Origin of the sequence: Streptomyces sp. NPDC088252 (assembly GCF_044740965.1) — a bacterium.
In the GTDB taxonomy this organism is placed as follows: Bacteria; Actinomycetota; Actinomycetes; order Streptomycetales; family Streptomycetaceae; genus Streptomyces.
Genome location: NZ_JBIURS010000009.1, coordinates 1 through 22815 on the forward strand (window position 1 = coordinate 1; position 22815 = coordinate 22815).

Genomic DNA, 22815 nt, shown 5'->3' on the forward strand with positions numbered 1-22815 from the left:
CTCTCCCCGATGGAATTCGAACAGCACCACCACAAGACAGCTAAACTCTCACTCGCAGCATGAACCCCTGTGTCCACACTCCGGGGGTCACCTCAGTCGCGCATGGCGGCGAGCTTCTGCTCGGCGGCGGCGAGGCTGGCCTCGATCGCGGCAACCTCGCCGAGCCATCGCTGTTCCTTGGCTTCCTGGAGCCGGTCGAGCAGATTGGCGTGGATTTCTTCCAAGCGGGGCATCTGCTCGGGATCGGGCCGCAGGACGGGGCAGCGGATGCAGGCTTCTCTGAACTTGGGGCCGGTCTGTCCCAAGCCTCTGATCCGTAGCTCTCTGAGAAACCAAGTTGGTGATACATGGACGCCGCGGTGAACCAGCTCCGGGCGGACGGCTTCGACGTCCGCGACGAGGACGTCGCTCGCCTCTCCCCGTTCGTGCGGCATGCTCGGCCGATACTCCTTCCAGCTTCCCGACCTGCCCGGCGGCCTGCGTCCGCTGCGCGATCCGGACGCCAGCGACGAGGAATGACCCTGGCCCGCGCCGCCGGACAAGGGGCTCCTGGAGGTATGGCCAGGAGGAACGTCCGGCGGTGCAGCCGGTGCTGCATCGAGCTGCGCGTGCGGCAGACAGACGTTGGGCGTGTGGGCGGCCGTTTCTGCCCGCTGTGGGAGCTGTTGCGGTCGTTCCGCTTCCGCATCGCTCGACGCCACTGAACTGAGGAAGGCACCAACCAGATTAGGTTGGGTAAGAAGGAGTCACCGACGTCACACAAGGAAGTGAATGCGCATGGGCTTCCGACCCGCGTTAGTTGCTGTTGGCATTGCCATGACCGTGGTGGTTCTTTCCGGCTGCAGCGACAACCAGTCGGCACAGCCGGCACAGCCAACCCACAAGATCGTCAGGCACACCTTTTACGGCTATGACCCTGCTGCCTCTGGCATGCGTGAGGTTCTCAGCTGGACGTCTCAAGATGACAACGGTCCCATCGACGGGACCTACACGGTGCAGCAGCGGAAGACGGACGCGTCTCCGTGGGAGGACACGTTGACCGACCCTAAGCCGTTCCAGGGCACGCAGCACGGCAACGAGATCAGCGTGCCGGGAGAGCAACTGGGGCTGACAGGCGGCGACTTGCATGGCACCATCCAGCAAAACGGCCACCGACTTCACTGCAATACCGACCTTGGGATCGAGACGTACGACCTGTACGACTCCCCGTCGACCGGATCGTCCGCCAAGAGCCGGTGATCCGTGGCCCTGACGGAAGCAGTTCTCCGGAAGCTGCTGGCCGCTCAGCGGCTGAGAAAGAGGCCCCCATCGCCGCCGAGATCGGCCGGGACCTGGAGCTGCTGGAGGACGTACGCTGCCGTCAAGGCCGTGGTTCCTCCTCAGCGCAGGGCGTCGCCAGGCGCGAGCAGGCTGGTCTGCTCCGAGATTGCCTCCGGGGACGGCTTGAAGCAGCGGCGGACGTTCTCCGGCTTCTTGTGCCGGGACTTCGCCATCAGCATCGGCAAGGAGGCGCCCTGCTCACCGAGATGGGCCAGGGCGGAATGGCGGTACTCGTGCAGGTCCCAGCCGGTTCCCGGCCCGCGTGCGGCGGTGTGCTCGTCCAGCAACGCGCGGGCCTGGCCGTAGGAGAGACGGGCCAGGCCGGTGTCCGGGCACACGTCGCGCGGGCTGACGACCTTCCCCGGGCCGGGGCGGCGGTGGGTGACGAACACCGGCCCGCGGGTCCGGCCGCGCAGCAGGCGTGGCAGGAGCCGGTTTCGGCCCTGCGGGCTACGGGACTGAGCAACTCCAGGAGCTTTTGGGGCGAGCCCCCGAGTCCGTCTCGGCGGTGAAGCCGACGAAGGACGGCTGGCAGGCGGACGTGGAAGTGTTGGAGCTTAAACGTGATGGCGACGTATCGGGTGACGCTGGACGAGGAAGGCGAACTGGTGGTGTACGAGCGCACCCGTCGCTACACCCGAGGGCAGATCGACCGGCGTGGCCAGGGTCCGGGCTGCTACCGCAGCACTGTTCGCAAGGCGAACGGAGGGCACGCCCGGAACCGGGCGTGAGCCGCTGAGAGGAGGCGCCATGACTGTGGCGCCGCAAGGCGGAGGAAAGATTTCCAGGGGCGGCGGAGGAGGATCCGGGAACCTCTACGACATCCTCGATCTGATTCTGGACCGCGGCCTGGTCATCGACGTGTTTGTGCGTGTGTCGCTGGTGGGCATCGAGATCCTCAAGGTCGACGCACGCATCGTCGTGGCGAGCGTGGACACGTACCTGCGCTTCGCAGAGGCCTGTAACCGCCTCGACCTCGAAGAGGGCCGCAAGGCGCCCTCCGAGCTGACCAACATGGTCGGCGAGGTGACCGAAGGCGGATCGCATGGCAAGGCCGAGGGAGCCCTCTGTGAGGCCGCAGAAGTGGTCACCGACGCCCTTAAGGGAAGACATGAGGACGACGAGGAGATCGAGGAGCGCGAGGAGAGGCGGAAGCGGCCGCGGATTCGGCCTGCCGCCCGACGCCGCGAGGAGTGAGCCATGGCCGTGTACGTGTATTCCATTGTCCTGGCCACCCATCCTCAGCGCTTGGACGGCCTCCACGGGGTGGGGGAGTCACCTGCGACCCTCCGCACGGTGCGCACCGAAATACTGTCGCGGTCGTCAGCGACACCCCCGAGGAGCTAGGGCTCAAACGCCGCGACCTCGGCGCGCACCAGTCCGTCCAGGAGCGGCTGATGGCCGACGGCACGGTTCTACCGCTGCAGTTCGGCTTCACCGCCACGGAAGACAACGCCGTACACGCGGTGCTGGAGGACCGTACGGACGAGTTCACAAGGAGCGTGCGCGGTCCGGCGAGTCGAAGACCTCCAGCAAGGTCTCCACTCAGGACAGGAAGTCCGCCTCACCACGTGGTGGCCAACGCTCCCACAGCGGATCGCAAGGGCCGACGAAGGATCAGCTGTACGAGGAGGCGAAGAATCGCAACATCGCCGGCCGCTCCTCCATGAACAAGCAGCAGCTTCGGAATGCCCTGGGCCGCTGATACATCGTCGCGGGATTCAGCCGAGGCCGGGCAGCTGTACGTGGACGGTGCCGTCCCTGTCCACACTCACCTGGAAGGACGGCTGTGGTGCGGTGGCCGGCCCACGCACGTTCGCGCCGTCCGACAGTCGGAAGACACTGCCGTGCCAGGGGCATTCCACGCAGCCGTCGGCGGTCTTCCCGTTCGACAGGGGCCCTGACAGGTGGCTGCACCGCTCCGCGAGGACGTGAATGCGACCGTCCGGCTGACGGAACACCAGCAAAGGCACCTCGCCCAACTCCCGCCGCACGGCCTCGCCGACTGGGAAGTCCTCCACTCTGCCGACCGGGTGCCACCCCTCTTCCAACAGATGCGGGACCGCTGCCGTCTTGTTGGCGCCTGCGGCCTGGCGATAGGCGAGGTGGCCACCAAGCATCCCGCCGGTACCGGCCATGCACAGCCCCGCAAAGCCGAGCGCCTTGCCCAATGCCGCATGGCCACGGCCGCGATGCACCCAGGATCCCGCGTAGAGTCCGATGGCCGCAGCGATCGACGTCGCGTGCACCAGTCCGGTACGCATCTGGTCCTGGTGCTGCTCAGCCCAGTCCACCCAGCCGGCCAACGCGGCCGGCGCGGCCCCCAGGAGGCCCACACCCACCAAGATGCGGGCACTGCGCCGGGTGCCGGGCACGACGTCCAGCACTGCGGCGGAAAACCACGCGCCCATCGGAACCTGCACCAGCGCGGGATGCAGGGGATGGCCGATCGGCAGACCGTGCAGCACATCGCGGTAGCGCCCCAGAGGCACGCCGCGCACCAACCGCCGCACGGGGCTGATCACCACATCAAGTTTCTTCAGGCGGCCCAGCGCGTCGAGGGACCTCAGAAAGAGGTCCTCGGTGCGGACGGCCGCCACTTTCACCGTGCCGATGCTTGGAGCGAGAACCGCGAATTTCGTATACCCCGCTGAAAGCCGCATGATGAGCGGTTTGCCATGTGCGGCCGATTCCCAAACAGGCGTCGGCTCCGTTCCACTCTGGTGGCTGCAGGAGTCTCGGGCGGGATGTCATCATGCCTGTGAGGACTACCGGTGCCTCCACTCACTCCTCTTCTTCGTATCCTTGCTCTTCGTCGTCCTCTTCCCAGTCGACTACTGCTCGCCAAAGCCAGGCGGTTCTCGACGACGGAAGCGTGTCCCCGTACGCACTGGCCGTCGCCATTGTGTTCTGAGCGTCGGCAGGTACCCGAAAGAACATGTCCGTTGCAAAGATAAGAGCTTGTAACACAATCTTGTTGAGATGCTCTGGTTGGGCGTTACCGGTGTGACGATTCGGCCGTTCGTGATGGTGTGGGTACTCGACCGTGGATCGTGGACGATGAGTTGTGGGCGTTGATCGAGCCGTTGCTGCCTCCGTGGCCGGAGCGGTTGCCGGGGCCTCGGCCGGTGTCGGACCGGCTCTGCCTTCAGGGCATCTTGTTCGTCCTCTACAACGACATAGCCTGGCAACTTTTGCCCCTGGAGCTGGGGTTCGGCTCAGGGCAGACCTGCTGGCGTCGCCTGGACCGATGGCAGAAGGAAGGGGTTTTCGACCGGTTGCACCGAACCCTGCTCGCGGAGCTGAACGCGGCCGGCGAACTGGACTGGTCGCGGGCGTGCGTGGACGGTTCCCACATCCGCGCGAAAAAGGGGGACCCGACACCGGTTCGTCGCCGGTCGACCGGCGGAAAACGGGCAGCAAACATCACCTGATCTGCGACGGACGCGGCACCCCGCTCAAAGTCATCACCACTGCGACCAACGTCAACGACGTCCCCCTGACCCTCGCTCTGGTCGACGGCGTCCCGCCCGTCGCGAGCCGCCCCGGACGACCTCGCCGAAGGCCCGAAGCCCTGCTCGGCGACAAGGGCTACGACTCCAACCCCAACCGAGAGGAACTGCGCAAGCGCAGGATCCTGCCCGTCATCTCACGCAAGGGCTGCCCGAACATCAAGGGCCTGGGCAAGCTCCGCTACGTCGTCGAGCAGACCTTTGCCCTGCTCCACCACTTCAAACGACTCACCGTCCGTGGGAACGCCGTACCGAACTCCACGATGCCCTCATTTCCCTCGCCTGCAGCCTCATCTGCTACCGACGGCTCAAGAGGGCAGCCGCTCCGTGATCGAAGAAGCTCTCATGGCGGCAAGCTCCCCTGTAGAGGGCGGCGAGTGCCCCGGGGGCACCCTCCACGCGCCCGTTCGCTACTCACCTGTCTCGTGCTCCGAACGATCCATGGCCACAGGCTCGTTGTAGGTGATCACGACCGGCGCGTTCGCCTCCGTCCGTGCGCGGTCCGAAGCCGCCGCGATCTCCCCGTAGGTCCATTCCTTGTAGAGACGCTCCCCGTGGGCATCGGTGATGTCGATGACTAGGCCGGTCCACTCCTCGGCAGGCTGTTCGGGGACGAGTCCCAGTTCGTACGTGGCGTCCTGGAGGAGGGATTCGGTGACGCGTATGCCGGTGAGTCTCTCGGCCAGAGCGAGGACCGCCGCCTTCCCGTCGACGACCGGGGCGCTCTCGTCGTGCTCTCCCTCGGGAGTCAGAGGGAAGCCGACTTCCCGCAACAGGGGAACCAGTTCATCGGGGCTGTTGCCGTCGCGCGCCGAGGGGCCCTCGAACGTCGTACAGAGCTCACCGTCCTCGAACCAGTGGAAGAGGTGGATGGGCTTGCCGCCGTTGCTCGAGTGCGCCACGACCCGGCCGCCCTTCGACAGCGTCTCCACGCACGCGCCCTCGATCCCCAGGCCACCGTCGAAGCCGAGGACGAGTGTCCAGTCGCCGTTCTCGCCCGGAGTGCTGAAGGCGCCCGCGACGTAGGACTCGTCCCAGTAGTCGTAGTCCGTCTCGGCGCGGTGGGCGTCGTCCGCCTCGATCAGCCCGGCCGTTCCCTCCCCAGTGCCGCGCGGTTCCGCCTCCATCGCGCGCAGCACCTCGTGCGGGCTCCGCCCCTGTATCAGTGTCAGGGTGTATCCGCTCTCCATTGCGTGGCGGAAGAGCGGCGAGGTGCGGATCCAGGCGTAGTCGTGCGCGGTCACCAAGTTCATACGGCGCAGTGTGCCTGATGCCTCTGACAATGCGCGGTGCAAGCCGGTTCTTACAGCTGGAGCTGGTACTCGGGCTGCGCCCAGTCCGTGTCAGCAGCATGATCGTGTTACGAGCCCTAGTAGGGCTTTGTTACGTGTCTGGGCAGGCGGTGGTTCTGGTGGTTTCCTGCTGGTATGAGGGCGGATGAACTCGCTTTGTGTCGTCGCCGGTTGGAGGAGTTCGCCGGGGAGGTGTTCGCTCCGCTGAGACGTGCTGACCAGCGGGTGAAGGGCCGGTTGTATCTGCGGGGTCTGTTGCTGGACGGGCGTCGGAAGTCGATGCAGCCGATGGCTGGGCGTCTGGGTGTGGACCATCAGCAGTTGCAGCAGTTCATGACGTCCTCGACCTGGCCGGTGGGCACAGTCCGCGCGGGGTTGGCCCGCCGTGCGGTTGGGGTGGTGCGTCCGCAAGTGTGGGTGGTGGACGACACCGGCTTCCCCAAGGACGGAGTGTCCTCGCCCGGGGTGGCCCGGCAGTACTCCGGCACCCTGGGCAAGGTCGGCAACTGCCAGATCGGCGTCAGCGTCCATGCCGCCTCCGACACCGCATCCTGCCCGCTCTCGTGGCGGCTGTTCCTGCCCCAGAGCTGGGACAGCCCAGAAGCGGCGGACCGGCGGGCCCACTGCCGGATCCCCGACGAAGTGAGGTGACCCCCGGAGCATGAACCCCTGTGTCCACACTCCGGGGGTCACCTCACCATCCCCGAACCGAAGGACCAGCGGGCCAACCGCAAACGCCGCGGCAGCAGGGGCGGCCGGCCCACCGGCTTCGACAGCGAGACATACAAACGCCGCAACGAAGTCGAGCGGACGATCAACCGGCTCAAGAACTCCCGGGCCGTCGCCACCCGCTATGACAAGAGGGCCTACGTCTTCCACGGCACTGTCACCACCGCAGCTGCCCGGCTATGGCTCCAGGGCTGAGCCAGCCTGCAGTCTCAGTCCCCGAGGAACCACAGGTACAGGCCCTGTCCGTCGAGAACTACTTGACCCAGTTCGATCAACTCGCGCGCGAGCTCATCAGTCAGCACGCCTGCAGGCAGCCGCAGTACCTCCTCCACCAGGGTGGACACCTGCCGGTGGTTGAAAACGGTGTCCGCGTACGGCAGCAGGTGTCCCAGCATTGGAAACGCTTACTGATCTAGACCGGCCAGCTCAAGACCCCAGACCACACCGTGCTTCGCGCGGGCCTCGATCGTGCCGTTCTCGCCTCGGACCTGGAGGTTAATCACGGTCAGACCCTATGGCCTCACGATCCGCCGGACACGGCCTAGACCCCGCCGCGCTGCACCATTCACACATGCTGGAGCCCTTGCCTCGCGACGGGGGCTCTTCGTGCCCTGCTGGCCATCATCCCGTTCTATCTGGCGATGGCGCCGAGGGTTGTTCCGAGGATGAAGCCCATGATCACGTGGATGGCTTAGACATTCTGGCGGCCGTAACGCGTCCTGAACCAAGCCACCCGCTCGGCACTCATCGATGAAGAGACGCCATACACGTCTCCAATACGTTCGCCGCTACGACGATACTTCCCCCTCTCTTGAACCCCGCACGTTAGGACGGACACCTGAGAAACAGGCTGCCAGTGCAGGGTGTAGGCAGGGGCGTTGGAATCTGGGACGTCCTCCATGCGCACACCGCGCTTGGCCAGCAGCCGCTCCAGTTTGTCGAAGCGGAGATGACGGTCGAAGCGGCCGTACCGCTCGCGAATCACCCTGTTGACAATGCTGCCGCCCCAAGACGAAAGCCGATGCACCTGCAGGGTGAAGTGATATCCCACCCACGGATCGTCGCGCGATTCCCGGCCCCAGAAGAACTCGACCATCCCGTATTCACGCCACATGCTCTGGTCGTCAAAGGAGTTCTCGGCAAAGTCGGAACCCAGGATCGCGGTGACCTGATCGGGACCGTCCGTCGGTTTGGCGCCGAGCACCGTTCCGGACCTGATCACATCCACGTAGAACGCGAGGGAATGCGGAGTCAACTGACCTTCCCTTGAATTGAGGAGCTGAGGCTGCCGACAGTGACCGCCTCAGCATAGGTGTCCGGTAAGCCATGAAGATCCGCCGGACAGCCCCTAAGTGTCCTCGTTCCGGACTGCGCGGAGCCCGAAGCCTGGCGGAATTCTACGCGTCACTGCGCACTGCTCGATGCGGAAATCCAGATGGTGAGCGATCCTGATTTTGTGGAACTTGTCGGCCACAAGGCATGCACCTGGCAATCCGCCGGACCACGGCTACGACGCTGCCGGCCGGCCGGCCGGCAGCTGCCGGCCAGCGCCCGGCAGGGGCATCTTCGGATACTCGTCGCACACGGTGATCCGGACGAGGCGGAACGAGACGGAGTGAGCCTCGGGGCAATGTCGATGGAGGCGAAGGTCGGCGGTGGGCTGCGCGGCGTTCGCTTTCGCCGATCTCGCCGGGCACTCCTTCTCCCTCGCGGTGCCCCCACGGAACGAGCCGACGGGCCGAGGAGAGGAAGGACCATGAAGCTGCCGGAGACCCGGGGTGAGATGTCTGCCGCTCTGATCGAGGCGCTCGGCCGGGAACCGGGTCGGCGCAGGCTGCCGGACACGTGCCTGGTAGCGGGTGGCGACCCGTACGGCGACGACCTCCAGCTCGCCCTTTACGTCTGCTATGAGTTGCACTACCGCGGCTTCGACGGTGTGGACGGTGCCTGGGAGTGGGATCCGGAACTGCTCAGGGTGCGTGCCGAGCTGGAGCGGGAGTTCCTGGCGGCTCTGCGCGCTGACGTGCCGGTGGCCAAGAATGTCGGCAGCGCGCTGGACGAACTCGTTCTGGAGCCGGTGGACGCTGATGGCGTGTCGTACTTCCTGCGGGACGAGGGCGAGCTGCGGCATCTGCGCGAGTACGCCGCCCACCGCTCGCTCTACCACCTCAAGGAGGCCGATCCGCACGTGTGGGTGCTCCCGCGCCTGACGGGCCGGGCCAAGGCAGGAATGGCTGCTGTGGAGTACGACGAATTCGGTGCGGGACGGGCGGAACAGGTCCACGCGCAGTTGTTCGCCGATCTGATGGCGGACCTCCAGTTGGACACATCGTATGGGCGCTACCTCGACGCTGGCTCGCGGCAGATGCTCGCGACCGTCAACCTCATGTCGCTCTTTGGACTCCACCGCTCACACCGTGGTGCGCTGGTCGGTCACTTCGCCTCAGTGGAGATCACCTCATCACCGGGGTCTAGGCGCCTCGCCGAGGCGTTGGAGCGAGTCGGTGCCGGGTCTGCGGCGGTCCACTTCTATGCGGAGCATGTGGAGGCCGACGCCGTGCATGAGCAACTCATGAGGCATGAGGTCGTTGCCGGTCTGCTCCAGGAGGAGCCGGATCTGGCACCAGACGTCACTTTCGGCATCGCGGCCACCGGATGGTTGGAGGACCGGTTCGGGGAGCAGTTGCTCGGCGCCTGGCGGCACGGCGAGTCATCGCTCCGTGTGCCGCTCTGAGGCCGGCGATGGGGCTTTCTTCGGCTTCTTCCGGCCGCGGTGGCTCGTGTCGCACCAAGGGAAGATGCGGCTCCGCCGGCAGGTACACAGTGCGACAACCGGACGGTCCGAGCGGGCAAGGGTGCCGTCCTCCTGGACCACTTCAACGGGCCCTTCCACGAGCATGGGTCCGCCCGGCTCCTGCATGACGCGCCGTGCAGCTGCCCGAGGTGTGGTCTCCGGTTCAGTACGGTCGTTCTGCACGGATCACCACCAGTTCCTCTTTCTCCTGGCCCGGCTCGATCAGGCCCTGCATCTCCAGCCAGTCGGCCCGTTCACGCAGGACAGGCCCGAAGGGAACGAACCGGCGGTCGGTCACGGTGACGTCCAGTCCGGCTTCGGCCAGCCGTGCTTCGGTGATCGCTGGGCCGCTCAGCGCGGAGTGGACCGCGAGCAGCACGCCCCCAGGGCGCAGCAGAGCGGGGACCTTCGCGCAGAGCCGGTCGATCACCGCCCGGCCGTCGATCCCCGCCTCCCAGGCGCGAGCAGTACCGCGACGGGGCATGCGGATGTTCGCGGACGGTACGTACGGCGGGTTCGCCAGCACCAGGTCGAACCTCAGGCCGGTCACGGGCTCCGTCAGGTCGCCGCGGCTGGCCCGGATGGCCCGCGTGTGCCCGGACAGCAGCGCGTTCAGTCGTGTCGTGAGCACCGCCGCGGCCGACGTGTCGATGGCGATCACGTGGGCAGCGCCGTGGCGGACGGCGGCGATCGCCACCGCGCCGGTACCGGTACCCACGTCGAGTGCCTCCGCTCCGGGTGACAGACGTTCGCGCCGCAGAGCGGATATCAGCATGGCTGTGTCTTCCTGTGGCGCGTAGACACCCGGAGGCTGGAGGAACCTCATTGCCGCGACTGGCTCTCGGAGATCACGCAGGGAGGGCAGCCTCCCAGTTCGTGCGCCTGGACGACATTGCGGATTCCATGCCGTGCGGTGACGACGTCGGCACCCTTGTCGAGGCAGTGCGTGCCTACGCCGAGGCGCGCTTCACGGAGATCGCCCTGGTTCAGGTCGGCGGTGACCATCAGCAGTCCTTCCTCGACTGGGCGGAGAAGTCCCTGCCGAGAAGCCGTGGTGGGGTCAGTCGGAGTCCAGCGCGGGTCCTGCGGGTCGACTCCCGTGGATGCGGAGGCGTCCCGGGTTCCGCTGGGGCGCTGGGACCGGCCCCTGGGGCCGGTGTCGTGCAGGCCGCTTTCGCCGGATTTCCCGGCGCGTTCCTGACTCGGGCGATGTGTACTCTTGACCGTGTTGCCAGGGACTTCCTCGGTTTCGTTTCCTCCTTGGAGACCTTCCTGTCAGGGCCGGGCTTCGGCGCGTATCCGTCGGGATGGAAGGGCCGGTGCGCGCTGTCGTTGGCCTCCTGATGGGTCTCGTCCACATCCGACGCCCAGCCGTGCTGGTGGGCGCCCTTGTGGGGGCTCGGTCCCTCGCCGTGCGAGGGCTGGGACGAGCTCTCGTTCTTCGGCATGGCCGGGCTTCCTTTCGAGTCTCCGCGGCCGCGCGGATGCGGAGCAGTAGCCGATTCCAAGCATAACTAAATAGAAAAATTCGGGCATTTGTTGCATGCGGGGATGCCCTGATCGGCCGAGATCGTATTGATCAGAAACTCAATGGGTTCTCGTCCAGCACGTAGAGGACGGTGGGGCCGCCGAAGTAGCCCCGGACGATGTGTGGCTGTCGCCGGCGTCTGCGGAAGAACCGGCGCGTTTCGGCGGCAAGTGGCCCACGAGATCACGGTGATCCACCTCGCGTCCCATCGAAACTACGGCGTCCCGCGCGTCACCGCCGAACTGCGTCGGCGAGGCCGGCCAGTCAACCGCAAACGGGTGGAGCGGGTCATGCGGGAGCACGGCATCGCCGGAATCAGCCGGCGCATCCGGCGCCGCGGTCTGACCGAGGCCGACACTCAGGCCGCCCCGTCACCGGATCTGATCGGCCGGGACTTCACCGCCACCTGCCCCGGAACAAAGATCGTCGGGGACATCACCTACTCGACCCGAACGCGGGACAACAGACCCAACACCTCACCTGCGGGCAATCGACGGGCAGACTCATGGGCAGCGGCCGTTCTCTCACACTTCGTTACTCGACATCTCGAAGCGTGGAGAACGGCCGCCGTACCCATGCCCGAAACCCGCCGATCTCAGCAGGTTGAGTGACCAGCGACGTTAAACGTCAAGCTCAGCCCATGGCGTCGGCGGCCTGTGGGCTGTTGGTGAGACCCATCGGCTGGGCGTCCTTGCAGTAAGGGACGGTCCCGGTCTGGACTACGTACCTGGCCGAGATCCATGCCTGCTCGTCACGCAGCAGGTACCAGACGCTGTTGTCGGCGATGTCCTGCGCACGGACCTTGCATCGCAGGCCCACTTGATCGGCGTACTGGAGGATGCCCAGCACCGACGAGTCGGTGCTGGGGTACTGCCGCTCGTTCACCCCACTCTGACTGATCACCGTGGCGTAGGGCTCCACGGGAAATGAAGCCGGAGCGGGAGCCGCAGCGGCAAGCAGCGGAGCACCGAGCACGATGGTTGCGGCAGCGCCCGAGACCGCGGCAATACGCTGAGCGCGCCTCTCCAAGACCTTCAACATGACCATTCCTCTCGCTCATTTCCTGACTCGGATCACATCCGATCACTCATCGGGTTATGCGCCCTGCACCCTGTGCTGTGGCAGCGTACTGATCCCCCAGAAAGACGATCGCAATCGGGCGAACGGGCCACTCGTCTCGTGGTCGGGCTCTGAGCCGTACCGGCTTCGGCGTCGGGCGGCTGAGGCTGAATGCCCAGGGGCCCGAACTCGTCGAAGGTGAAGGTGCGATCGGGCCGCTCATGAAGTGCGTACTCGATCTGGTCCAGCTCGGTGTCGAAGTCCGGGTCGCTCGATTCCTTCCAGGTTGTGGTGCGCTGGAAGGTGATCCCGCGACCGGCGGGCAGGCCCCGCAGGGCTTCGCGGCCGATCTGTATCGGACGTGCGGCGTTGCGGTGCAAATGGTCGGCGAGCCTGCGGGTCGACCAGCGGGTGAAGGGCTTGCCGAGCTTGGTGGGACGAGGACTACGTCATTCAGACGGCTACCACCCGCCGTCAACGTGGCGCGCTCCTGAGCGGCAGCCGGATGTAGTAGTCGGCGCCCCCCCGCGGGCCGAGTCGCGCAGCCAGTCGTGCGAACTCCGACTCCGTCTCTCTCCGGCACGGCCGGGAAGCCGGCCGGAGCGATTTCGGCATGGTCACGACCGGTTTGCTGTCATGGGCTGGTTCATGGTCGCGATCCTCACGCGGTTGCGGCAAGGCGACACTGCGCGACGGCTCATGACAAGCGCCTGAGAGCCGCTGCTGGGAGAATGCAACCGTGAGGACCGTTGGGGTTGAGGAGGAACTGCTGCTCGTCGATCCTTCCAGCAGTGAGCCCCGGGCGCTTTCGACGGCCGTGCTGGCCGTCGCTGAACGCCGCTCGGGGGGAGACTCGGTCTTCGAGCCGGAGCTTCATCATCAACAATTGGAATTCGCCACCGAACCGTGCAGTGAGATGCGCGAACTCGCCGACGAAATCCGCCGCTGGCGCGCTGAGGCCGCAGAGAGTGCCGCCCGGAGCGGGGCAGCGGTGGTGGCTCTTGCGACGGCCCCTTTGCCGGTCAGCCCCTCGATTGGTCAGGGGGAGCGGTACAGCTGGCTGGCTGACAGGTTCGGTCGGACCACGCAGGAACAGCTGACGTGCGGATGCCATGTACACGTTTCCGTGGCCTCTGACGAGGAGGGCGTCGGTGTGCTGGACCGGGTGCGCACATGGTTGCCAGTCTTGCTGGCACTGAGTGCCAACTCGCCGTTTTGGCAAGGCCGCGACACCAAGTACAGCAGTTACCGGAGCAGGGTCTGGGAGCGCTGGCCCTCCGCCGGACCGGTCGAGATCTTCGGTTGCGCGGAGCGATACCACGAACAGGTCCAGGCACTCATCGACACGGGAGTCCTGCGTGACGAAGGAATGATCTATTTCGACGCGCGGCTTTCGCACCGGTACCCGACGGTCGAGATCAGAGTGGCGGACGTGTGCCTGGACCCGGCCGACACCGTGCTGCTCGCCACGCTCGTCCGCGGCCTCGTCGAGACCGCGGCACGCGAGTGGCGTGCTGGCGATCCGCCGGACCCGGTGGGAGCGGGCGTCCTGCGTATGGCTGCCTGGCAGGCCAGCCGGTCGGGACTGGAGGGGCAACTGCTCCACCCCCGCACCATGCGCCCGGAGCCCGCTGCCGATGTCGTCGGGGCCCTGCTCGCGCACGTTCGAAATGCGCTGGAGGACAGCCACGACTTCACTTCGGCTGAGAAGGCGCTCATGGATGTGCTGGAGCGGGGGACCGGGGCACAAACGCAACGGGAACTGCTCGTTCGCACCGGGAGTCTTCGTGACGCAGTGGCCGAGTGCGTGTCCAGGACACGTGGCTGACCGTGGGGGGCCTGCCCCGCTCCCGCATCAGTTGGCCTGCACGTTTACTGCCGACCCGTTGCCCCGGACGACGACGTGGACCAGGCTCTCGGCTTGATGCGGGACCGGGCGGTACGTCGGTTGCCAGTGGTCGAAGAGGGCAGAGTTGTCGGCGTCGTGTCTCTCGGCGACGTGGCCATCGAGCGCGAGCCTGGTTCAGCCTTGGGTGACATCAGCGCGGCCTGGAAAGAGCGCTACAAGATCCGCGCCGGTGTCGAAGGCACCATCTTCCAGGCTGTAGGGCGCTGCGGCCTGCGCAGATCCCGCAACTCGGGCCTGGCAAAGACCAGTCTCCAGTACCAGCTCACCGGAGCCGCGATCAACCTCGCCCGCATCGACGCCCACCTCACCGACACACCACGAGCGCGCACCGGGACCAGCCACTTCGCAGCACTTTGCCCCGCCGGGCTGACGCTCGACGGGGCAAAGCCGGGGCCGAATTGACCAACAGCGTCTCTCCAGGGGTGCGGTCCACCGGGCTGTTCCGTACGCGAACGCGGTGGCCACGGCTTGCGTCTGCCGGGGCCAGCGGCGACCGCTCACCGAGTGGTGAGCGGCTTGCCGGCGGCACGCCGGTCGGCGAGCCCCCAGTTCGTGTCGACCGCGTAGAAGCCGTTCTCTACCAGCAGGTTCGCAGCACTGGCGGACCGGATACCGCTGATGCGGAAGGTGATGAGCGGGCGGTCGTCGGGGAGCTCCGGGCAGCGGCCGGACAGCTCTTCGAGCGGCGTATGCACGGTGCTGGGATGTGCACTCGGTTCTACTCGAACGCGCGGCGGACGTCCGCGACGAGCGCCCTCCGCGACGAACCGGACTGCCTCGGTGGCGCTTCGGAAAGCTGTGCCACACCTTCCGAACCGAGCGTTGCGTTCCACGTCGCTCGGAGCCGAATCCTGCCCTCGATCCGGGGGCGTGATCTGCACCGTTTCGGGTCTCAGGCGCGTCGCGGTCCGCCTCTCCGCGGGCCCCGGCTATAGGGGCTTCAGTGAGACAAGGAAGCCCCGCCGGGATGCTTCGGCGGGGCTTCTGTGCCCGGTGGACTATGCCGGCGTCGAGGGTGCCGGGCGGGCGGTTGTACTCCGGCTCTCCGCTTTCGAGCACGCGGAGCAGGGATGCGGTGACGACCCGTGTCGTACGGCCGATGCGTCGCACGCGGCACGGGAACTCCGCCCGACGAACCAGGCCGTAGCTCTTCGCTCGCGAGAACCTGGGACGGAACGGGGAGCGTGGAGGAGGCTTCCAAGGTGCTGGTTCGGTGAAGCCGGTGCTCAAGCCCGGATCATGAACAACAAGGGGGGAGGTCATGCCCCGGAGGCCCCATCGCGGAGCCACGAAGAACGTAACTCGAGGGTGCGCACGAGATGGTTCAGCGTCCGGACAGGTACCGGCCGGGACGGGTGCCGAGGTGCTGGCCGTGGTAAACGACCAGTTCGCCGTTGACCAGCACGTGCGGAACGCCGGCCGCGTACGTGCCGGTGAAGGCGAACGTGTCCTGCGTGGCGAGGGCTGAGAGATCGAGCACGGCCAGGTCGGCATGCTGCCCGGGCCGGATACGACCACGTTCTGACAGCCGGAAGCGGTCGGCGACCATCGAGGTCATCTTGCGCACTGCCTCCTCCAGGCCGAGGGTTTTGGCGCGCAGCACGTGGTGGGCGAGGTAGTGAACGTGGCCCGTGAAGAACAGCGGATGGCGGGTCCGCGCCGCGAGCGGGCCCTCGGTGCGGCTGGTGAAGCCGTCCACGCCGAGGCAGAACAGCGGGTGCGCGACCGCCTCGGCGACATGCTCGGGCGTGAACAGCCGCCCCATGAGCTGCACAGTCGGCATGTCGGATCCAGCCGCCCGCAAGACGTCGAAGAATGCGTCCCAGCAGTCCTGGCCGCGCAGCGCGGCGATCTCGGGGAAGGACAGGCCCTCCAGCTCCGGTGTGGCGGGGCTGGTCGCGAGGACGACCCTTTCCCATTGGTCCTTGTGCACGAACCGCCAGTAGCGGTCGCAGTCCTGGCGCAGCTGACGCCGGACGTCGGGGTCGCCGAGCCGGCAGGCCGCGCTCCCGGGGCCGTCGGCCAGCAGCCAGTTGGGCAGTAGCCCGGCGGCCAGTCCGATACCGTGCGGATACGGCGTCATGTCGGCGAGTACGTCCAGTCCCGCCTCCCGCTCGGTGGCGAGCCGGGTGACGGCGTCGTGCCAGGCGCCGTCGGGAGCACCGGTGTCGTGGCGGACGTTGAGGTGGGAGAGCTGGGCGCGCAGCCCGCTGTGCCGGGCGACAGTGAGGAACTCCTCGACGGCGTCGATCAGGTGCGCGTCCCGGTTGCGGATGTGACTTGCGTAGATCCCGTCATGCCGCTTGAGGACGGCCGTCACATGGGCGAGTTCACCGGTGGTTGCGTCCCGCCCGGAGCCGTACTCGAGGCCGCTGGACATCCCCAGAGCTCCGGCTTCCATGGCTTCTTCGAGCAGGAAGGCCATCTGTGCGAGTCCGTCGGCGCCGACGGACTCGCCCCGTACCTGGGCGGCGTCACGCAGGGCTGTGTGCCCGACGAGCCAGGCGAGGTTCTGCGCCGTGCCCCTGTCCTGCCGGTGCACGACGTCCAGCAGTTCGGGGAACGTGCGCCAGGAGACCGGCCCTTCGTACCCGTAGGCACGCAGGGCGCGGCGGGCCTCCTCGGCGCCCGCTTCGGCCAGGGGCGCGTAGGTCACTCCGCAGTTCCCGACGATCTCGGTGGTGACGCCCTGGCGAACGGTGCTCTGGGCGTCCCTGTTGCCCAGCACGGACCAATCGCTGTGGCTGTGCGGGTCGATGAATCCGGGTGTGATGGTCAGGCCGGTCGCGTCGATGCGCCGGGCCGCTTCCGTGCGGAGGCTCGCGCCAACGGCTACGACGCGACCGTCCCGCACCGCGACATCGGCCTGGCGAGCCGGGGCTCCGGTGCCGTCGACGACCTGACCGCCGGACAGCAGGAGGTCGACGCCTGACGAGACAGTGGCGGACGAGGCAGGGGTGGGCATCAGCGCAGATCCTCCTGGTAGCGGTCGTGTACCCGGCTGAGGAAGGCGAGCGACACCAGGGCGCCGCAGACCAGGTAGAACGCGGGGGCGACGGATACACCGGATTGGGTGGCCAGAAACGTGTTCACGAAGGGCGCCGTGCCGCCGAAGACGGCGGCCCCGATGTTGTACGAACTGGAGAACGCGGTGGAGCGGACCTGGGTGGGGAACAGCTCGACGAACAGCGCGGCCATCGGCCCGGAGACGGCGGCGAACAGGACGACGAAGACCACCTGCCCGGCGAGCGCCCCGGCGAGGGTGCCGCTCGTGGCGAGCAGGAAGACCGGATACGTGGCCAGTGCGTAGAGCGCCAGTGCGCCGCCCATCACCTTCTTGCGTCCCACCCGGTCGGAGAGCGCGCCGGCCGCGACTATGAGCGGCACTTCGATCAGCAGGGCGATGGCGTTGGTCGTCAGGGCGTCCGCCAGCGAGAGCGCGCCGACCGCGTCGAGGAAGGCCGGGAAGCTGGTCGCCGTGTACCCGTAGAGAGTTACGCCGAAGACGATGCCCAGCACGAGCAGCCAGTTGCGCCGCGTTTCCGTGGCTGCGCCGATGCCGTTGTCCGCGTCGGCACTGCTGATGCCGCTGTCGCCGGGCATGGCGTCCTCGGGCTTCACCCCCTGCTGGTGTACCGGCTTGTGGGGGGTGTGCAGTTCGCGGTACGCCGGGGACTCGTCCAGCTTCAGGCGGATGAACAGCCCGACCGCCGCGACGATGCCACCGAGGAGGAACGGGATCCGCCATCCCCAACTGTCCACAGCCGCCTCAGGCATGAGCCGGACGACCGCCATGGCGACGCCGGTCCCCATCAGGAAGCCCGCCACCGTGGAGGCCTGCAGCACCCCGGAGTAGAGACCGCGGCGGCCGGTGCGTGCGTACTCGATCAGGAACGTCGCGCCGCCTGTCCACTCCGCGCCCGCCGCCAGCCCCTGGACCATCCGCAGCGCCACGAGCAGTGTCGGAGCGAGCATCCCGGCCGAGGCGTGCGTGGGGAGCAGCCCGATGAGCACGCTGGCGACGCCGACGGTCACCATCGTGATCGCGAGCATGCTCCGGCGCCCGGCACGGTCGCCCAGCCGCCCCAGGACGATCGCCCCCAGCGGTCGGCACACGAACCCGACCGCGTACGACGCGAGCGTCACCAGCAGCGAGACGGTCGGGTCATCCGAGGGGAAGAACAGTCGCCCGATCACGGCCGCCATCGACGCGTAGATCGCGAAGTCATACCACTCCAGCAGGGTGCCCAGCACCGCCGCCGCCGTGACGCTGCCCGGAACGCCCCGGCCGCCGTCCGCACGTGCGGACGGCGTCGCCGGCTTCGTCAGCTCCATAGCTCCGCCTCTCATGTGGGGCCTCTGGCCCAGGGCGATGAACGTAGACGAGCAAATGGCAGATGGTCAACCATCCGCCATTTGTTATCATTGGCGGGACGACCAAAGGAGCCCTACACGATGGCGGCATCGCCCCCGCATCCGCCCGAATCCCGGCGCGACTGGATCCTGCGCAACCTGCGCGAACGCATCGCCCACGGTGAACTCCCCGCAGGGGGGAGGCTCATTGAACGGGACATCTCGGTGCACTACGGCATCAGTCGGGGCCCGGTCCGCGAGGCCATCATGGTTCTGGAGCAGGAGGGGCTGGTCATCACCCATCCCTATCGGGGCGCTGTCGTCACCGAGGTCTCCCAGAAGGAGATCGAAGAGATCCTGGTCCCGATCCGGCTGGTGATCGAGAAGGCTGCCTTCCGCGCCGCAGCCGAGGTAGCTGACCAGCAGCTGTTTGAAGCCCTCGCCGTACTCGTGGAACAGATGGAGTCCGCGGCGGCCGAGCCTCTGGACGCCAAGGCGCTCGCCGACCTCGACGTCGCGTTCCACGAGACCGTGATCACCGCCGCCGGACATATGCAGCCACTGCGGATCTGGCGCACCATCCAGCCCCGCGTGCGGGCCTATTTCCTCCGCGACGCCCCACACCACGAGAACCCCCATGGTGTCGTCGACCAGCACCGATCTCTGCTCGATGCTCTGCGATCCGGGGATCCGGAGCGGATCGGGGGCGAGATCGCAGAGCACATCGGGATCTATCTCGGCGCTGACGACGGTGAGCGGCGCGGGTGACGGCGCAACCAGTCGGCGAACCCGCCTACCGCCACTGGCAGAAGGTCGGCTCGCGCGGCGGGTGGCCCCCGCGTCGGGCGCGATAGCAACTGCTCGGGCTCTTCGAAAGTGTCCGGGACGAGGACCGGACGAGGAACAGCCGGCCGGTGGGACTGCACGATCCACGCTTGAATCCCAGTCACGCAGCGGGTCGCGGCAGGCGCCCCGCCGCGTGACTGGCTGCAGGCGAGGCCGGACATGGTCACGGACACCCTCGACGGTCCGCACTTCGACCTGCCGCGGCCGCCGCCCGAGCCGAAGCCCGGCTGGGCACCACGGGCACGGGCGTCATGTACCTACACCCCTCCCGACCCCGGAGCGGCCCGACGGGTCCTGGGACCGCGGTTGCACCACCCGGCCGTCCTCGCCCTGCTGGAACGGTTCGGATCCCCGGCCCCCTGATCGTCCGAGCCTGGCCGCCTCCCTGAGCGCCGTCCTCGACCAGCGAAAGCAGCTGACCGGACGGATCGAAGAACTCCTGGAGGCCCACCTTCTCTCGAAGGTCCTGACCTCGATGCCGGGAGTCGGCGTCAGGACCGGAGCCCGCATCCTCATCGAGGTCGGCGACAGCAGCACCTTCCCCACTGCGGGACACCTCGCCACCTACGCAGGGCTCGCCCCCGCGACCCGCAGTTCAGGCTCCTCAATCAGCGGCGAACAGCCCTCCCGGAGAGGGAACAAGCAGCTCAAAAGGGCCTTCTTCCTCTCCGCGTTCGCAGCCCTGCCCGACCCGGCATCCCGGGCCTACTACGACAAGAAGATCAGCCAGGGCAAGCACCACACCCAAGCCCTGCTCTGCCTCGCCCGACGACGAGCCGACATCCTGTTCGCCATGCTCCGAGACGGCGCCTTCTACGAACCGCGCCCGGCCAGTCCCTGGCCGCCGTCTCCGTCAGGCGTCACCGCGGTGAGGAAGCGGGGTCCGCCTCCAGAGCAGCCAGCAGCTCCGCGAAGCGCCGGTCCTGCGAGGTTCCCGCAGCCATCTCGCTCAGCGCATAAGCCGTGGTCTTGAAGCCGTCTCCGTGGTGGAACTCCGCACCCCACGCGCCAAGCCTCACCGAAGCCACCTCGTCCAGCCCCAGGCGGTGGGTCCCTCACGGATTGACCGCCACGATCCCGTCAGGGCCGACCTCAAGCCGGAGTGCGGGGGCGTCCGCGATCACCGTGGCATCGCGGCATCGGTTTTCGCCTCGCCGGGGTAGAGGTCGGCGATCCGCCGCATCGCGAGACCGGGGCAGGTGGGCGACCTGGCAGCCCGCGTCCCGGGCCACGGTCAAGGGCAGGGCGCCGACGTATGCGGGCTGGTCCACGATCCGGCCGCAGGAGTTCCGGGGACATCGCGCTCGCCGCGCTTCCGGACCGGTCGTAGGTGACGCGGCAGGCGCCTGGAACCCGGGATTCCTTGACCATCAGCCCGGTCGCGCGTTGCGCGCCGACCTCCACGGCGACTTCCACGTCCTCGGCGCGCAGCGCGGCGAGAAGGGCTTCGCCTATCGCATCGTCGCCGACGCGCCCCAGCCAGAGCGCGCCGATGCCGAGGCGGGACAGCCCGATCGCAACGTTCGTCTCCGTGCCACCGATCGTTATGCGCGCGGAGGCCCCGGCCCACGGGGCCGGTTTCTCCTGCATGGACGAGCCGCATCGTCTCGCTGAGCGTCAGCACCCGAGGGTGCGGCCGTCCGTTCACGTGATCACGTCCTCGCCGATCTCCTCGGCAAGGAGCCGCACGCGGTCGGTGAGGGGCCGGAGCGATCCGCCGTTCAGCGCGTCACCGATGAGAGGTCCTCCCATGGAGACGGCGGCCGCTCCCGCGGCCAGCGACGCGCGTGCCTCTGCCGCACCGATCCCCACGGACGGCACGGCGCGCAGGTCCGGGAAGAGCCCGCGGAGCTGCCCCACGTACTCGGCTCCGACCGCGGACGCGGGGAAGATCTTCACGAGGTCCGCGCCCGAGGCCGTCGCGGTCATCACCTCGGCGGGCGTGAGCGCGCCCATGATGACCGGCACGCCGTGCTCGCGCGCCGGCTCCGCCGCTCCGCGGACGACGCTCGGAGTGACGAGGAACTGCGCGCCTGCGTCGAGCGCGGCTCGGGCCAGTACGCCGTCGGTCCCGTACCGACGCCGATGCGTGCGACGTAGCCGACGTGTGCTCGCAGGTGGCCGACAGCGTCGAGCGTTCCCGGCGTGGTGAGTGGGCTCGATCTCGCGGACGCCTCCGTCGACGAGTCCGTCGACGACCGGGCGGTACCGGTCGGCCGATGGGGCGCGGAGGTCCGCGATGACCTTCTACAGGGGTGTGGTCGGTATGCTCACGCCCTCGGGTCCGCGAACGCGGGCCGCGTGCCGTACTTCTCGACCGTTTCGGGGTCGAGGGACACTCCGAGTCCAGGGCCGGAGGGGATGTCGAGGTAGCCGTCGGCGTCGAGTCGCCAGCCCCCCGCGACCAGGTCGTCCACATAGGCCGACCCGGTCTTGTACTCGACGAGGTCGGTGGACGCGAGTGCGGACGAGAGCTGCAGATCGGCGGCGAGACCGATGGCCGTGTTCCATCCGTGCGGGATAAGGCGGATACCGAGGTCCTGGGCCTCCCAGCCGATCCGGCGTGACTCGCTCAGACCGCCTCCCTTCGTGGTGTCTGGCTGGACGATGTCGAAGGCGCGGCGCCGCAGGTAGGGGGCGAAACTCTGCCTGCGGGTGAGGACCTCGCCACCGCTGATGGGGACGGGTGAACCCGCACGCAGTTCGACGAAACCATCGAGGTCGTCCGGCGCGAGTGCCTCCTCGAACCAGGCGACGTCGTAGTCGGCGAGCATCCGCGCGGTTCGCTTCGCCCATGCCAGACCGCCGGGGAAGAAGCCTTCGGAGCCGCCGGCGTCGACAGCGAGCAGCCGGTCGCCGATCGCGGCGCGGGCGGCGGCGACGGTGCGCTCGTCGGTGGCGGCGTCCACCCGTCCGAACTTCCACCAGCCGATCTTGAAGGCGGTGAACCCCTGCTCCACGAGTTCGGTGAGGTTGTCCGTCATCGGTCCGGCCTCGTCCATGAGCACCGACGCGTAGGGGCGTACCCGGGTGCGGTGGCGCCCGCCGAGCAGCCGGCCGACCGGCTGGCCGAGCGCCTGACCGGCGATGTCCCACAGGGCGATGTCGATCGCGCTCGTCGCGTGCGTGAGCGAGCCGCCCCGGCCCATCCAGAACGCGGTCTGGTGCAGCGTTTCGGTGATCCGCTCGACCTCCACCGGGTCCTGTCCGACGAGGTGCGGGAGCAGGAGGTCGATCGCTCCCCGGACGAGGTTCTCGGTGGTGAACGCGCTGCCGATGCCCGTGACGCCTTGGTCGGTGTGGACGGCGACGAGCGTGTGCACGACATCGTCCGGGCGCAGTTCGTTCGACCAACCGCCCTCGGGGGTCGCCCCGCGAAGACCGCATGTCTCGACCCTGGTGATTCTCATGAGTGCCTCTCGTAACGGGTGCCATCGCCGCGGACGCCGACGAGGCGGCGGCTGTAATTCGGG

Annotated in this window: 22 protein-coding genes and 13 pseudogenes; 15 read left to right on the plus strand and 20 right to left on the minus strand. The window is 67.7% G+C overall.

The genetic code is table 11. The annotated features are described in order from the left end of the window. Positions 1-92: 92 nt before the first annotated feature. Positions 93-434, minus strand: coding sequence for a hypothetical protein (locus tag ACIOHC_RS19580; protein WP_351087184.1), 342 nt, complete (start codon positions 432-434; stop codon positions 93-95). Positions 435-777: 343 nt separating this feature from the next. On the opposite strand from ACIOHC_RS19580, the gene ACIOHC_RS19585 reads away from it, so the two are divergent. Next, entirely contained in the window at positions 778-1239 is a 462-nt protein-coding gene (locus ACIOHC_RS19585) for a hypothetical protein (RefSeq protein ID WP_365694695.1), read from the plus strand. A gap of 140 nt (positions 1240-1379) precedes the next feature. Here the strand turns inward: ACIOHC_RS19585 and ACIOHC_RS19590 are convergent. Beyond that, positions 1380-1763, minus strand: a pseudogene (locus ACIOHC_RS19590) (site-specific integrase); the annotation flags it as partial. Between ACIOHC_RS19590 and ACIOHC_RS19595 the strand changes: the two are divergent. From ACIOHC_RS19595 to ACIOHC_RS19610, 4 genes and pseudogenes are all read left to right on the plus strand, one after another. Continuing rightward, positions 1742-1976, plus strand: a pseudogene (locus ACIOHC_RS19595) (gas vesicle protein); the annotation flags it as partial. The pseudogenes ACIOHC_RS19590 and ACIOHC_RS19595 sit on opposite strands and share 22 nt — an antisense overlap. A 94-nt stretch (positions 1977-2070) precedes the next feature. Beyond that, entirely contained in the window at positions 2071-2517 is a 447-nt protein-coding gene (gene gvpJ, locus ACIOHC_RS19600) for a gas vesicle protein GvpJ (RefSeq protein WP_365694693.1), read from the plus strand. Continuing rightward, positions 2514-2762 (plus strand): annotated as a pseudogene (locus ACIOHC_RS19605) (GvpL/GvpF family gas vesicle protein); the annotation flags it as partial. The gene gvpJ and the pseudogene ACIOHC_RS19605, both read left to right, overlap by 4 nt. Before the next feature lie 47 nt (positions 2763-2809). Then, a pseudogene (locus ACIOHC_RS19610) lies at positions 2810-3025 on the plus strand (plasmid stabilization protein); the annotation flags it as partial. A gap of 16 nt (positions 3026-3041) precedes the next feature. On the opposite strand, the gene ACIOHC_RS19615 reads toward ACIOHC_RS19610, so the two are convergent. Next, positions 3042-3983 carry a Rieske (2Fe-2S) protein gene (locus tag ACIOHC_RS19615; protein WP_365694691.1) on the minus strand — a complete coding sequence of 314 codons (942 nt, stop codon included), beginning with the start codon at positions 3981-3983 and terminating at the stop codon, positions 3042-3044. A 369-nt stretch (positions 3984-4352) separates the two neighbouring features. Between ACIOHC_RS19615 and ACIOHC_RS19620 the strand changes: the two are divergent. Next, a pseudogene (locus ACIOHC_RS19620) lies at positions 4353-5163 on the plus strand (IS5 family transposase). Between the two features lie 79 nt (positions 5164-5242). Here the strand turns inward: ACIOHC_RS19620 and ACIOHC_RS19625 are convergent. Continuing rightward, positions 5243-6085: a DUF6461 domain-containing protein gene (locus tag ACIOHC_RS19625; protein ID WP_365694689.1), complete on the minus strand. Its 843-nt coding sequence runs from the start codon at positions 6083-6085 to the stop codon at positions 5243-5245. A gap of 231 nt (positions 6086-6316) precedes the next feature. Here ACIOHC_RS19625 and ACIOHC_RS19630 point away from each other — a divergent pair, with 231 nt between their 5' ends. Together ACIOHC_RS19630 and ACIOHC_RS19635 are read left to right on the plus strand one after the other, a co-directional pair. After that, positions 6317-6775 carry a transposase gene (locus ACIOHC_RS19630; protein ID WP_401843319.1) on the plus strand — a complete coding sequence of 153 codons (459 nt, stop codon included), beginning with the start codon at positions 6317-6319 and terminating at the stop codon, positions 6773-6775. A gap of 45 nt (positions 6776-6820) precedes the next feature. Beyond that, a pseudogene (locus tag ACIOHC_RS19635) lies at positions 6821-7048 on the plus strand (IS5/IS1182 family transposase); the annotation flags it as partial. A gap of 14 nt (positions 7049-7062) precedes the next feature. Here ACIOHC_RS19635 and ACIOHC_RS19640 read toward each other — a convergent pair. Continuing rightward, complete coding sequence (locus ACIOHC_RS19640; protein ID WP_365694344.1) at positions 7063-7248, minus strand: hypothetical protein; 186 nt, start codon at positions 7246-7248, stop codon at positions 7063-7065. A 296-nt stretch (positions 7249-7544) separates the two neighbouring features. Then, positions 7545-8108, minus strand: a complete 564-nt coding sequence (locus ACIOHC_RS19645; protein WP_365694342.1) for a hypothetical protein — start codon at positions 8106-8108, stop codon at positions 7545-7547. Positions 8109-8609: 501 nt separating this feature from the next. On the opposite strand from ACIOHC_RS19645, the gene ACIOHC_RS19650 reads away from it, so the two are divergent. Next, the gene (locus tag ACIOHC_RS19650; protein WP_351086003.1) at positions 8610-9587 is read left to right on the plus strand and encodes an iron-containing redox enzyme family protein; all 978 of its coding nucleotides are present in this window, start codon (positions 8610-8612) and stop codon (positions 9585-9587) included. On the opposite strand, the gene ACIOHC_RS19655 is transcribed toward ACIOHC_RS19650, so the two are convergent. From ACIOHC_RS19655 to ACIOHC_RS19670, 4 genes and pseudogenes are all read right to left on the minus strand, one after another. Beyond that, entirely contained in the window at positions 9564-9773 is a 210-nt protein-coding gene (locus ACIOHC_RS19655; protein ID WP_401843486.1) for a CDGSH iron-sulfur domain-containing protein, read from the minus strand. The two genes, ACIOHC_RS19650 and ACIOHC_RS19655, sit on opposite strands and share 24 nt — an antisense overlap. 37 nt (positions 9774-9810) lie before the next feature. Beyond that, entirely contained in the window at positions 9811-10473 is a 663-nt protein-coding gene (locus ACIOHC_RS19660; protein WP_389636935.1) for a HemK2/MTQ2 family protein methyltransferase, read from the minus strand. Next, a complete protein-coding gene (locus ACIOHC_RS19665; RefSeq protein WP_389636934.1) occupies positions 10470-10652 on the minus strand; it encodes a hypothetical protein in 183 nt (60 codons plus the stop codon). The genes ACIOHC_RS19660 and ACIOHC_RS19665 overlap by 4 nt, the downstream gene beginning before the upstream one ends. A 72-nt stretch (positions 10653-10724) precedes the next feature. Beyond that, positions 10725-11095, minus strand: a pseudogene (locus ACIOHC_RS19670) (hypothetical protein); the annotation flags it as partial. 142 nt (positions 11096-11237) lie between these two features. Here ACIOHC_RS19670 and ACIOHC_RS19675 point away from each other — a divergent pair. After that, positions 11238-11786, plus strand: a complete 549-nt coding sequence (locus tag ACIOHC_RS19675) for an IS3 family transposase (RefSeq protein ID WP_401843322.1) — start codon at positions 11238-11240, stop codon at positions 11784-11786. Positions 11787-11808: 22 nt separating this feature from the next. On the opposite strand, the gene ACIOHC_RS19680 is transcribed toward ACIOHC_RS19675, so the two are convergent. Both ACIOHC_RS19680 and ACIOHC_RS19685 read right to left on the minus strand, forming a co-directional pair. Next, on the minus strand, positions 11809-12216 hold the full coding sequence (locus tag ACIOHC_RS19680; protein ID WP_401843323.1) for an SH3 domain-containing protein: 408 nt from the start codon (positions 12214-12216) through the stop codon (positions 11809-11811). 182 nt (positions 12217-12398) lie between these two features. Further along, positions 12399-12614 (minus strand): annotated as a pseudogene (locus tag ACIOHC_RS19685) (IS630 family transposase); the annotation flags it as partial. A gap of 359 nt (positions 12615-12973) precedes the next feature. Between ACIOHC_RS19685 and ACIOHC_RS19690 the strand changes: the two are divergent. The 3 genes and pseudogenes from ACIOHC_RS19690 to ACIOHC_RS19700 all read left to right on the plus strand — a co-directional run. Further along, positions 12974-14062 (plus strand): glutamate--cysteine ligase, encoded by a 1089-nt coding sequence (locus ACIOHC_RS19690; RefSeq protein ID WP_351086008.1) that lies wholly within the window; start codon positions 12974-12976, stop codon positions 14060-14062. 36 nt (positions 14063-14098) lie between these two features. Continuing rightward, positions 14099-14227, plus strand: a pseudogene (locus tag ACIOHC_RS19695) (CBS domain-containing protein); the annotation flags it as partial. 54 nt (positions 14228-14281) lie between these two features. Further along, a pseudogene (locus ACIOHC_RS19700) lies at positions 14282-14545 on the plus strand (transposase); the annotation flags it as partial. Between the two features lie 95 nt (positions 14546-14640). On the opposite strand, the gene ACIOHC_RS19705 reads toward ACIOHC_RS19700, so the two are convergent. The 3 genes from ACIOHC_RS19705 to ACIOHC_RS19715 all read right to left on the minus strand — a co-directional run bounded on the left by ACIOHC_RS19705 (position 14641) and on the right by ACIOHC_RS19715 (position 18478). Then, positions 14641-14838 (minus strand): hypothetical protein, encoded by a 198-nt coding sequence (locus ACIOHC_RS19705; protein WP_351086010.1) that lies wholly within the window; start codon positions 14836-14838, stop codon positions 14641-14643. A gap of 629 nt (positions 14839-15467) precedes the next feature. Continuing rightward, positions 15468-17108 (minus strand): amidohydrolase family protein, encoded by a 1641-nt coding sequence (locus ACIOHC_RS19710; protein WP_401843325.1) that lies wholly within the window; start codon positions 17106-17108, stop codon positions 15468-15470. After that, positions 17108-18478, minus strand: coding sequence for an MFS transporter (locus ACIOHC_RS19715; protein ID WP_401843327.1), 1371 nt, complete (start codon positions 18476-18478; stop codon positions 17108-17110). The genes ACIOHC_RS19710 and ACIOHC_RS19715 overlap by 1 nt, the downstream gene beginning before the upstream one ends. Positions 18479-18598: 120 nt before the next feature. On the opposite strand from ACIOHC_RS19715, the gene ACIOHC_RS19720 reads away from it, so the two are divergent. Both ACIOHC_RS19720 and ACIOHC_RS19725 read left to right on the plus strand, forming a co-directional pair. Then, positions 18599-19264, plus strand: a complete 666-nt coding sequence (locus tag ACIOHC_RS19720; RefSeq protein ID WP_351086016.1) for a GntR family transcriptional regulator — start codon at positions 18599-18601, stop codon at positions 19262-19264. 366 nt (positions 19265-19630) lie between these two features. After that, positions 19631-20168, plus strand: a pseudogene (locus ACIOHC_RS19725) (transposase); the annotation flags it as partial. Positions 20169-20202: 34 nt separating this feature from the next. Here ACIOHC_RS19725 and ACIOHC_RS19730 read toward each other — a convergent pair. The 5 genes and pseudogenes from ACIOHC_RS19730 to ACIOHC_RS19750 all read right to left on the minus strand — a co-directional run bounded on the left by ACIOHC_RS19730 (position 20203) and on the right by ACIOHC_RS19750 (position 22752). Then, positions 20203-20361, minus strand: coding sequence for a hypothetical protein (locus ACIOHC_RS19730; RefSeq protein ID WP_351086032.1), 159 nt, complete (start codon positions 20359-20361; stop codon positions 20203-20205). A gap of 90 nt (positions 20362-20451) precedes the next feature. Beyond that, a pseudogene (locus ACIOHC_RS19735) lies at positions 20452-20616 on the minus strand (transposase); the annotation flags it as partial. Positions 20617-20701: 85 nt separating this feature from the next. Beyond that, positions 20702-20932: pseudogene (locus ACIOHC_RS19740) on the minus strand (PfkB family carbohydrate kinase); the annotation flags it as partial. A gap of 54 nt (positions 20933-20986) precedes the next feature. Further along, the gene (locus ACIOHC_RS19745) at positions 20987-21583 is read right to left on the minus strand and encodes a 2-dehydro-3-deoxyphosphogluconate aldolase (protein WP_401843488.1); all 597 of its coding nucleotides are present in this window, start codon (positions 21581-21583) and stop codon (positions 20987-20989) included. Between the two features lie 29 nt (positions 21584-21612). Beyond that, entirely contained in the window at positions 21613-22752 is a 1140-nt protein-coding gene (locus tag ACIOHC_RS19750) for a mandelate racemase/muconate lactonizing enzyme family protein (RefSeq protein WP_351086017.1), read from the minus strand. Positions 22753-22815 lie beyond the last annotated feature (63 nt).

Bases quoted from the DNA above. Each gene is read 5' to 3' on its own strand.
- ACIOHC_RS19580 (WP_351087184.1), bottom strand. From the start codon at position 434: ATGCCGCACGAACGGGGAGAGGCGAGCGACGTCCTCGTCGCGGACGTC.
- ACIOHC_RS19585 (WP_365694695.1), top strand. From the start codon at position 778: ATGGGCTTCCGACCCGCGTTAGTTGCTGTTGGCATTGCCATGACCGTG.
- gvpJ (WP_365694693.1), top strand. From the start codon at position 2,071: ATGACTGTGGCGCCGCAAGGCGGAGGAAAGATTTCCAGGGGCGGCGGA.
- ACIOHC_RS19615 (WP_365694691.1), bottom strand. From the start codon at position 3,983: ATGCGGCTTTCAGCGGGGTATACGAAATTCGCGGTTCTCGCTCCAAGC.
- ACIOHC_RS19625 (WP_365694689.1), bottom strand. From the start codon at position 6,085: ATGAACTTGGTGACCGCGCACGACTACGCCTGGATCCGCACCTCGCCG.
- ACIOHC_RS19640 (WP_365694344.1), bottom strand. From the start codon at position 7,248: ATGCTGGGACACCTGCTGCCGTACGCGGACACCGTTTTCAACCACCGG.
- ACIOHC_RS19650 (WP_351086003.1), top strand. From the start codon at position 8,610: ATGAAGCTGCCGGAGACCCGGGGTGAGATGTCTGCCGCTCTGATCGAG.
- ACIOHC_RS19655 (WP_401843486.1), bottom strand. From the start codon at position 9,773: ATGCAGGAGCCGGGCGGACCCATGCTCGTGGAAGGGCCCGTTGAAGTG.
- ACIOHC_RS19660 (WP_389636935.1), bottom strand. From the start codon at position 10,473: ATGAGGTTCCTCCAGCCTCCGGGTGTCTACGCGCCACAGGAAGACACA.
- ACIOHC_RS19665 (WP_389636934.1), bottom strand. From the start codon at position 10,652: ATGGTCACCGCCGACCTGAACCAGGGCGATCTCCGTGAAGCGCGCCTC.
- ACIOHC_RS19675 (WP_401843322.1), top strand. From the start codon at position 11,238: ATGGGTTCTCGTCCAGCACGTAGAGGACGGTGGGGCCGCCGAAGTAGC.
- ACIOHC_RS19680 (WP_401843323.1), bottom strand. From the start codon at position 12,216: ATGTTGAAGGTCTTGGAGAGGCGCGCTCAGCGTATTGCCGCGGTCTCG.
- ACIOHC_RS19710 (WP_401843325.1), bottom strand. From the start codon at position 17,108: ATGCCCACCCCTGCCTCGTCCGCCACTGTCTCGTCAGGCGTCGACCTC.
- ACIOHC_RS19715 (WP_401843327.1), bottom strand. From the start codon at position 18,478: ATGGAGCTGACGAAGCCGGCGACGCCGTCCGCACGTGCGGACGGCGGC.
- ACIOHC_RS19720 (WP_351086016.1), top strand. From the start codon at position 18,599: ATGGCGGCATCGCCCCCGCATCCGCCCGAATCCCGGCGCGACTGGATC.
- ACIOHC_RS19750 (WP_351086017.1), bottom strand. From the start codon at position 22,752: ATGAGAATCACCAGGGTCGAGACATGCGGTCTTCGCGGGGCGACCCCC.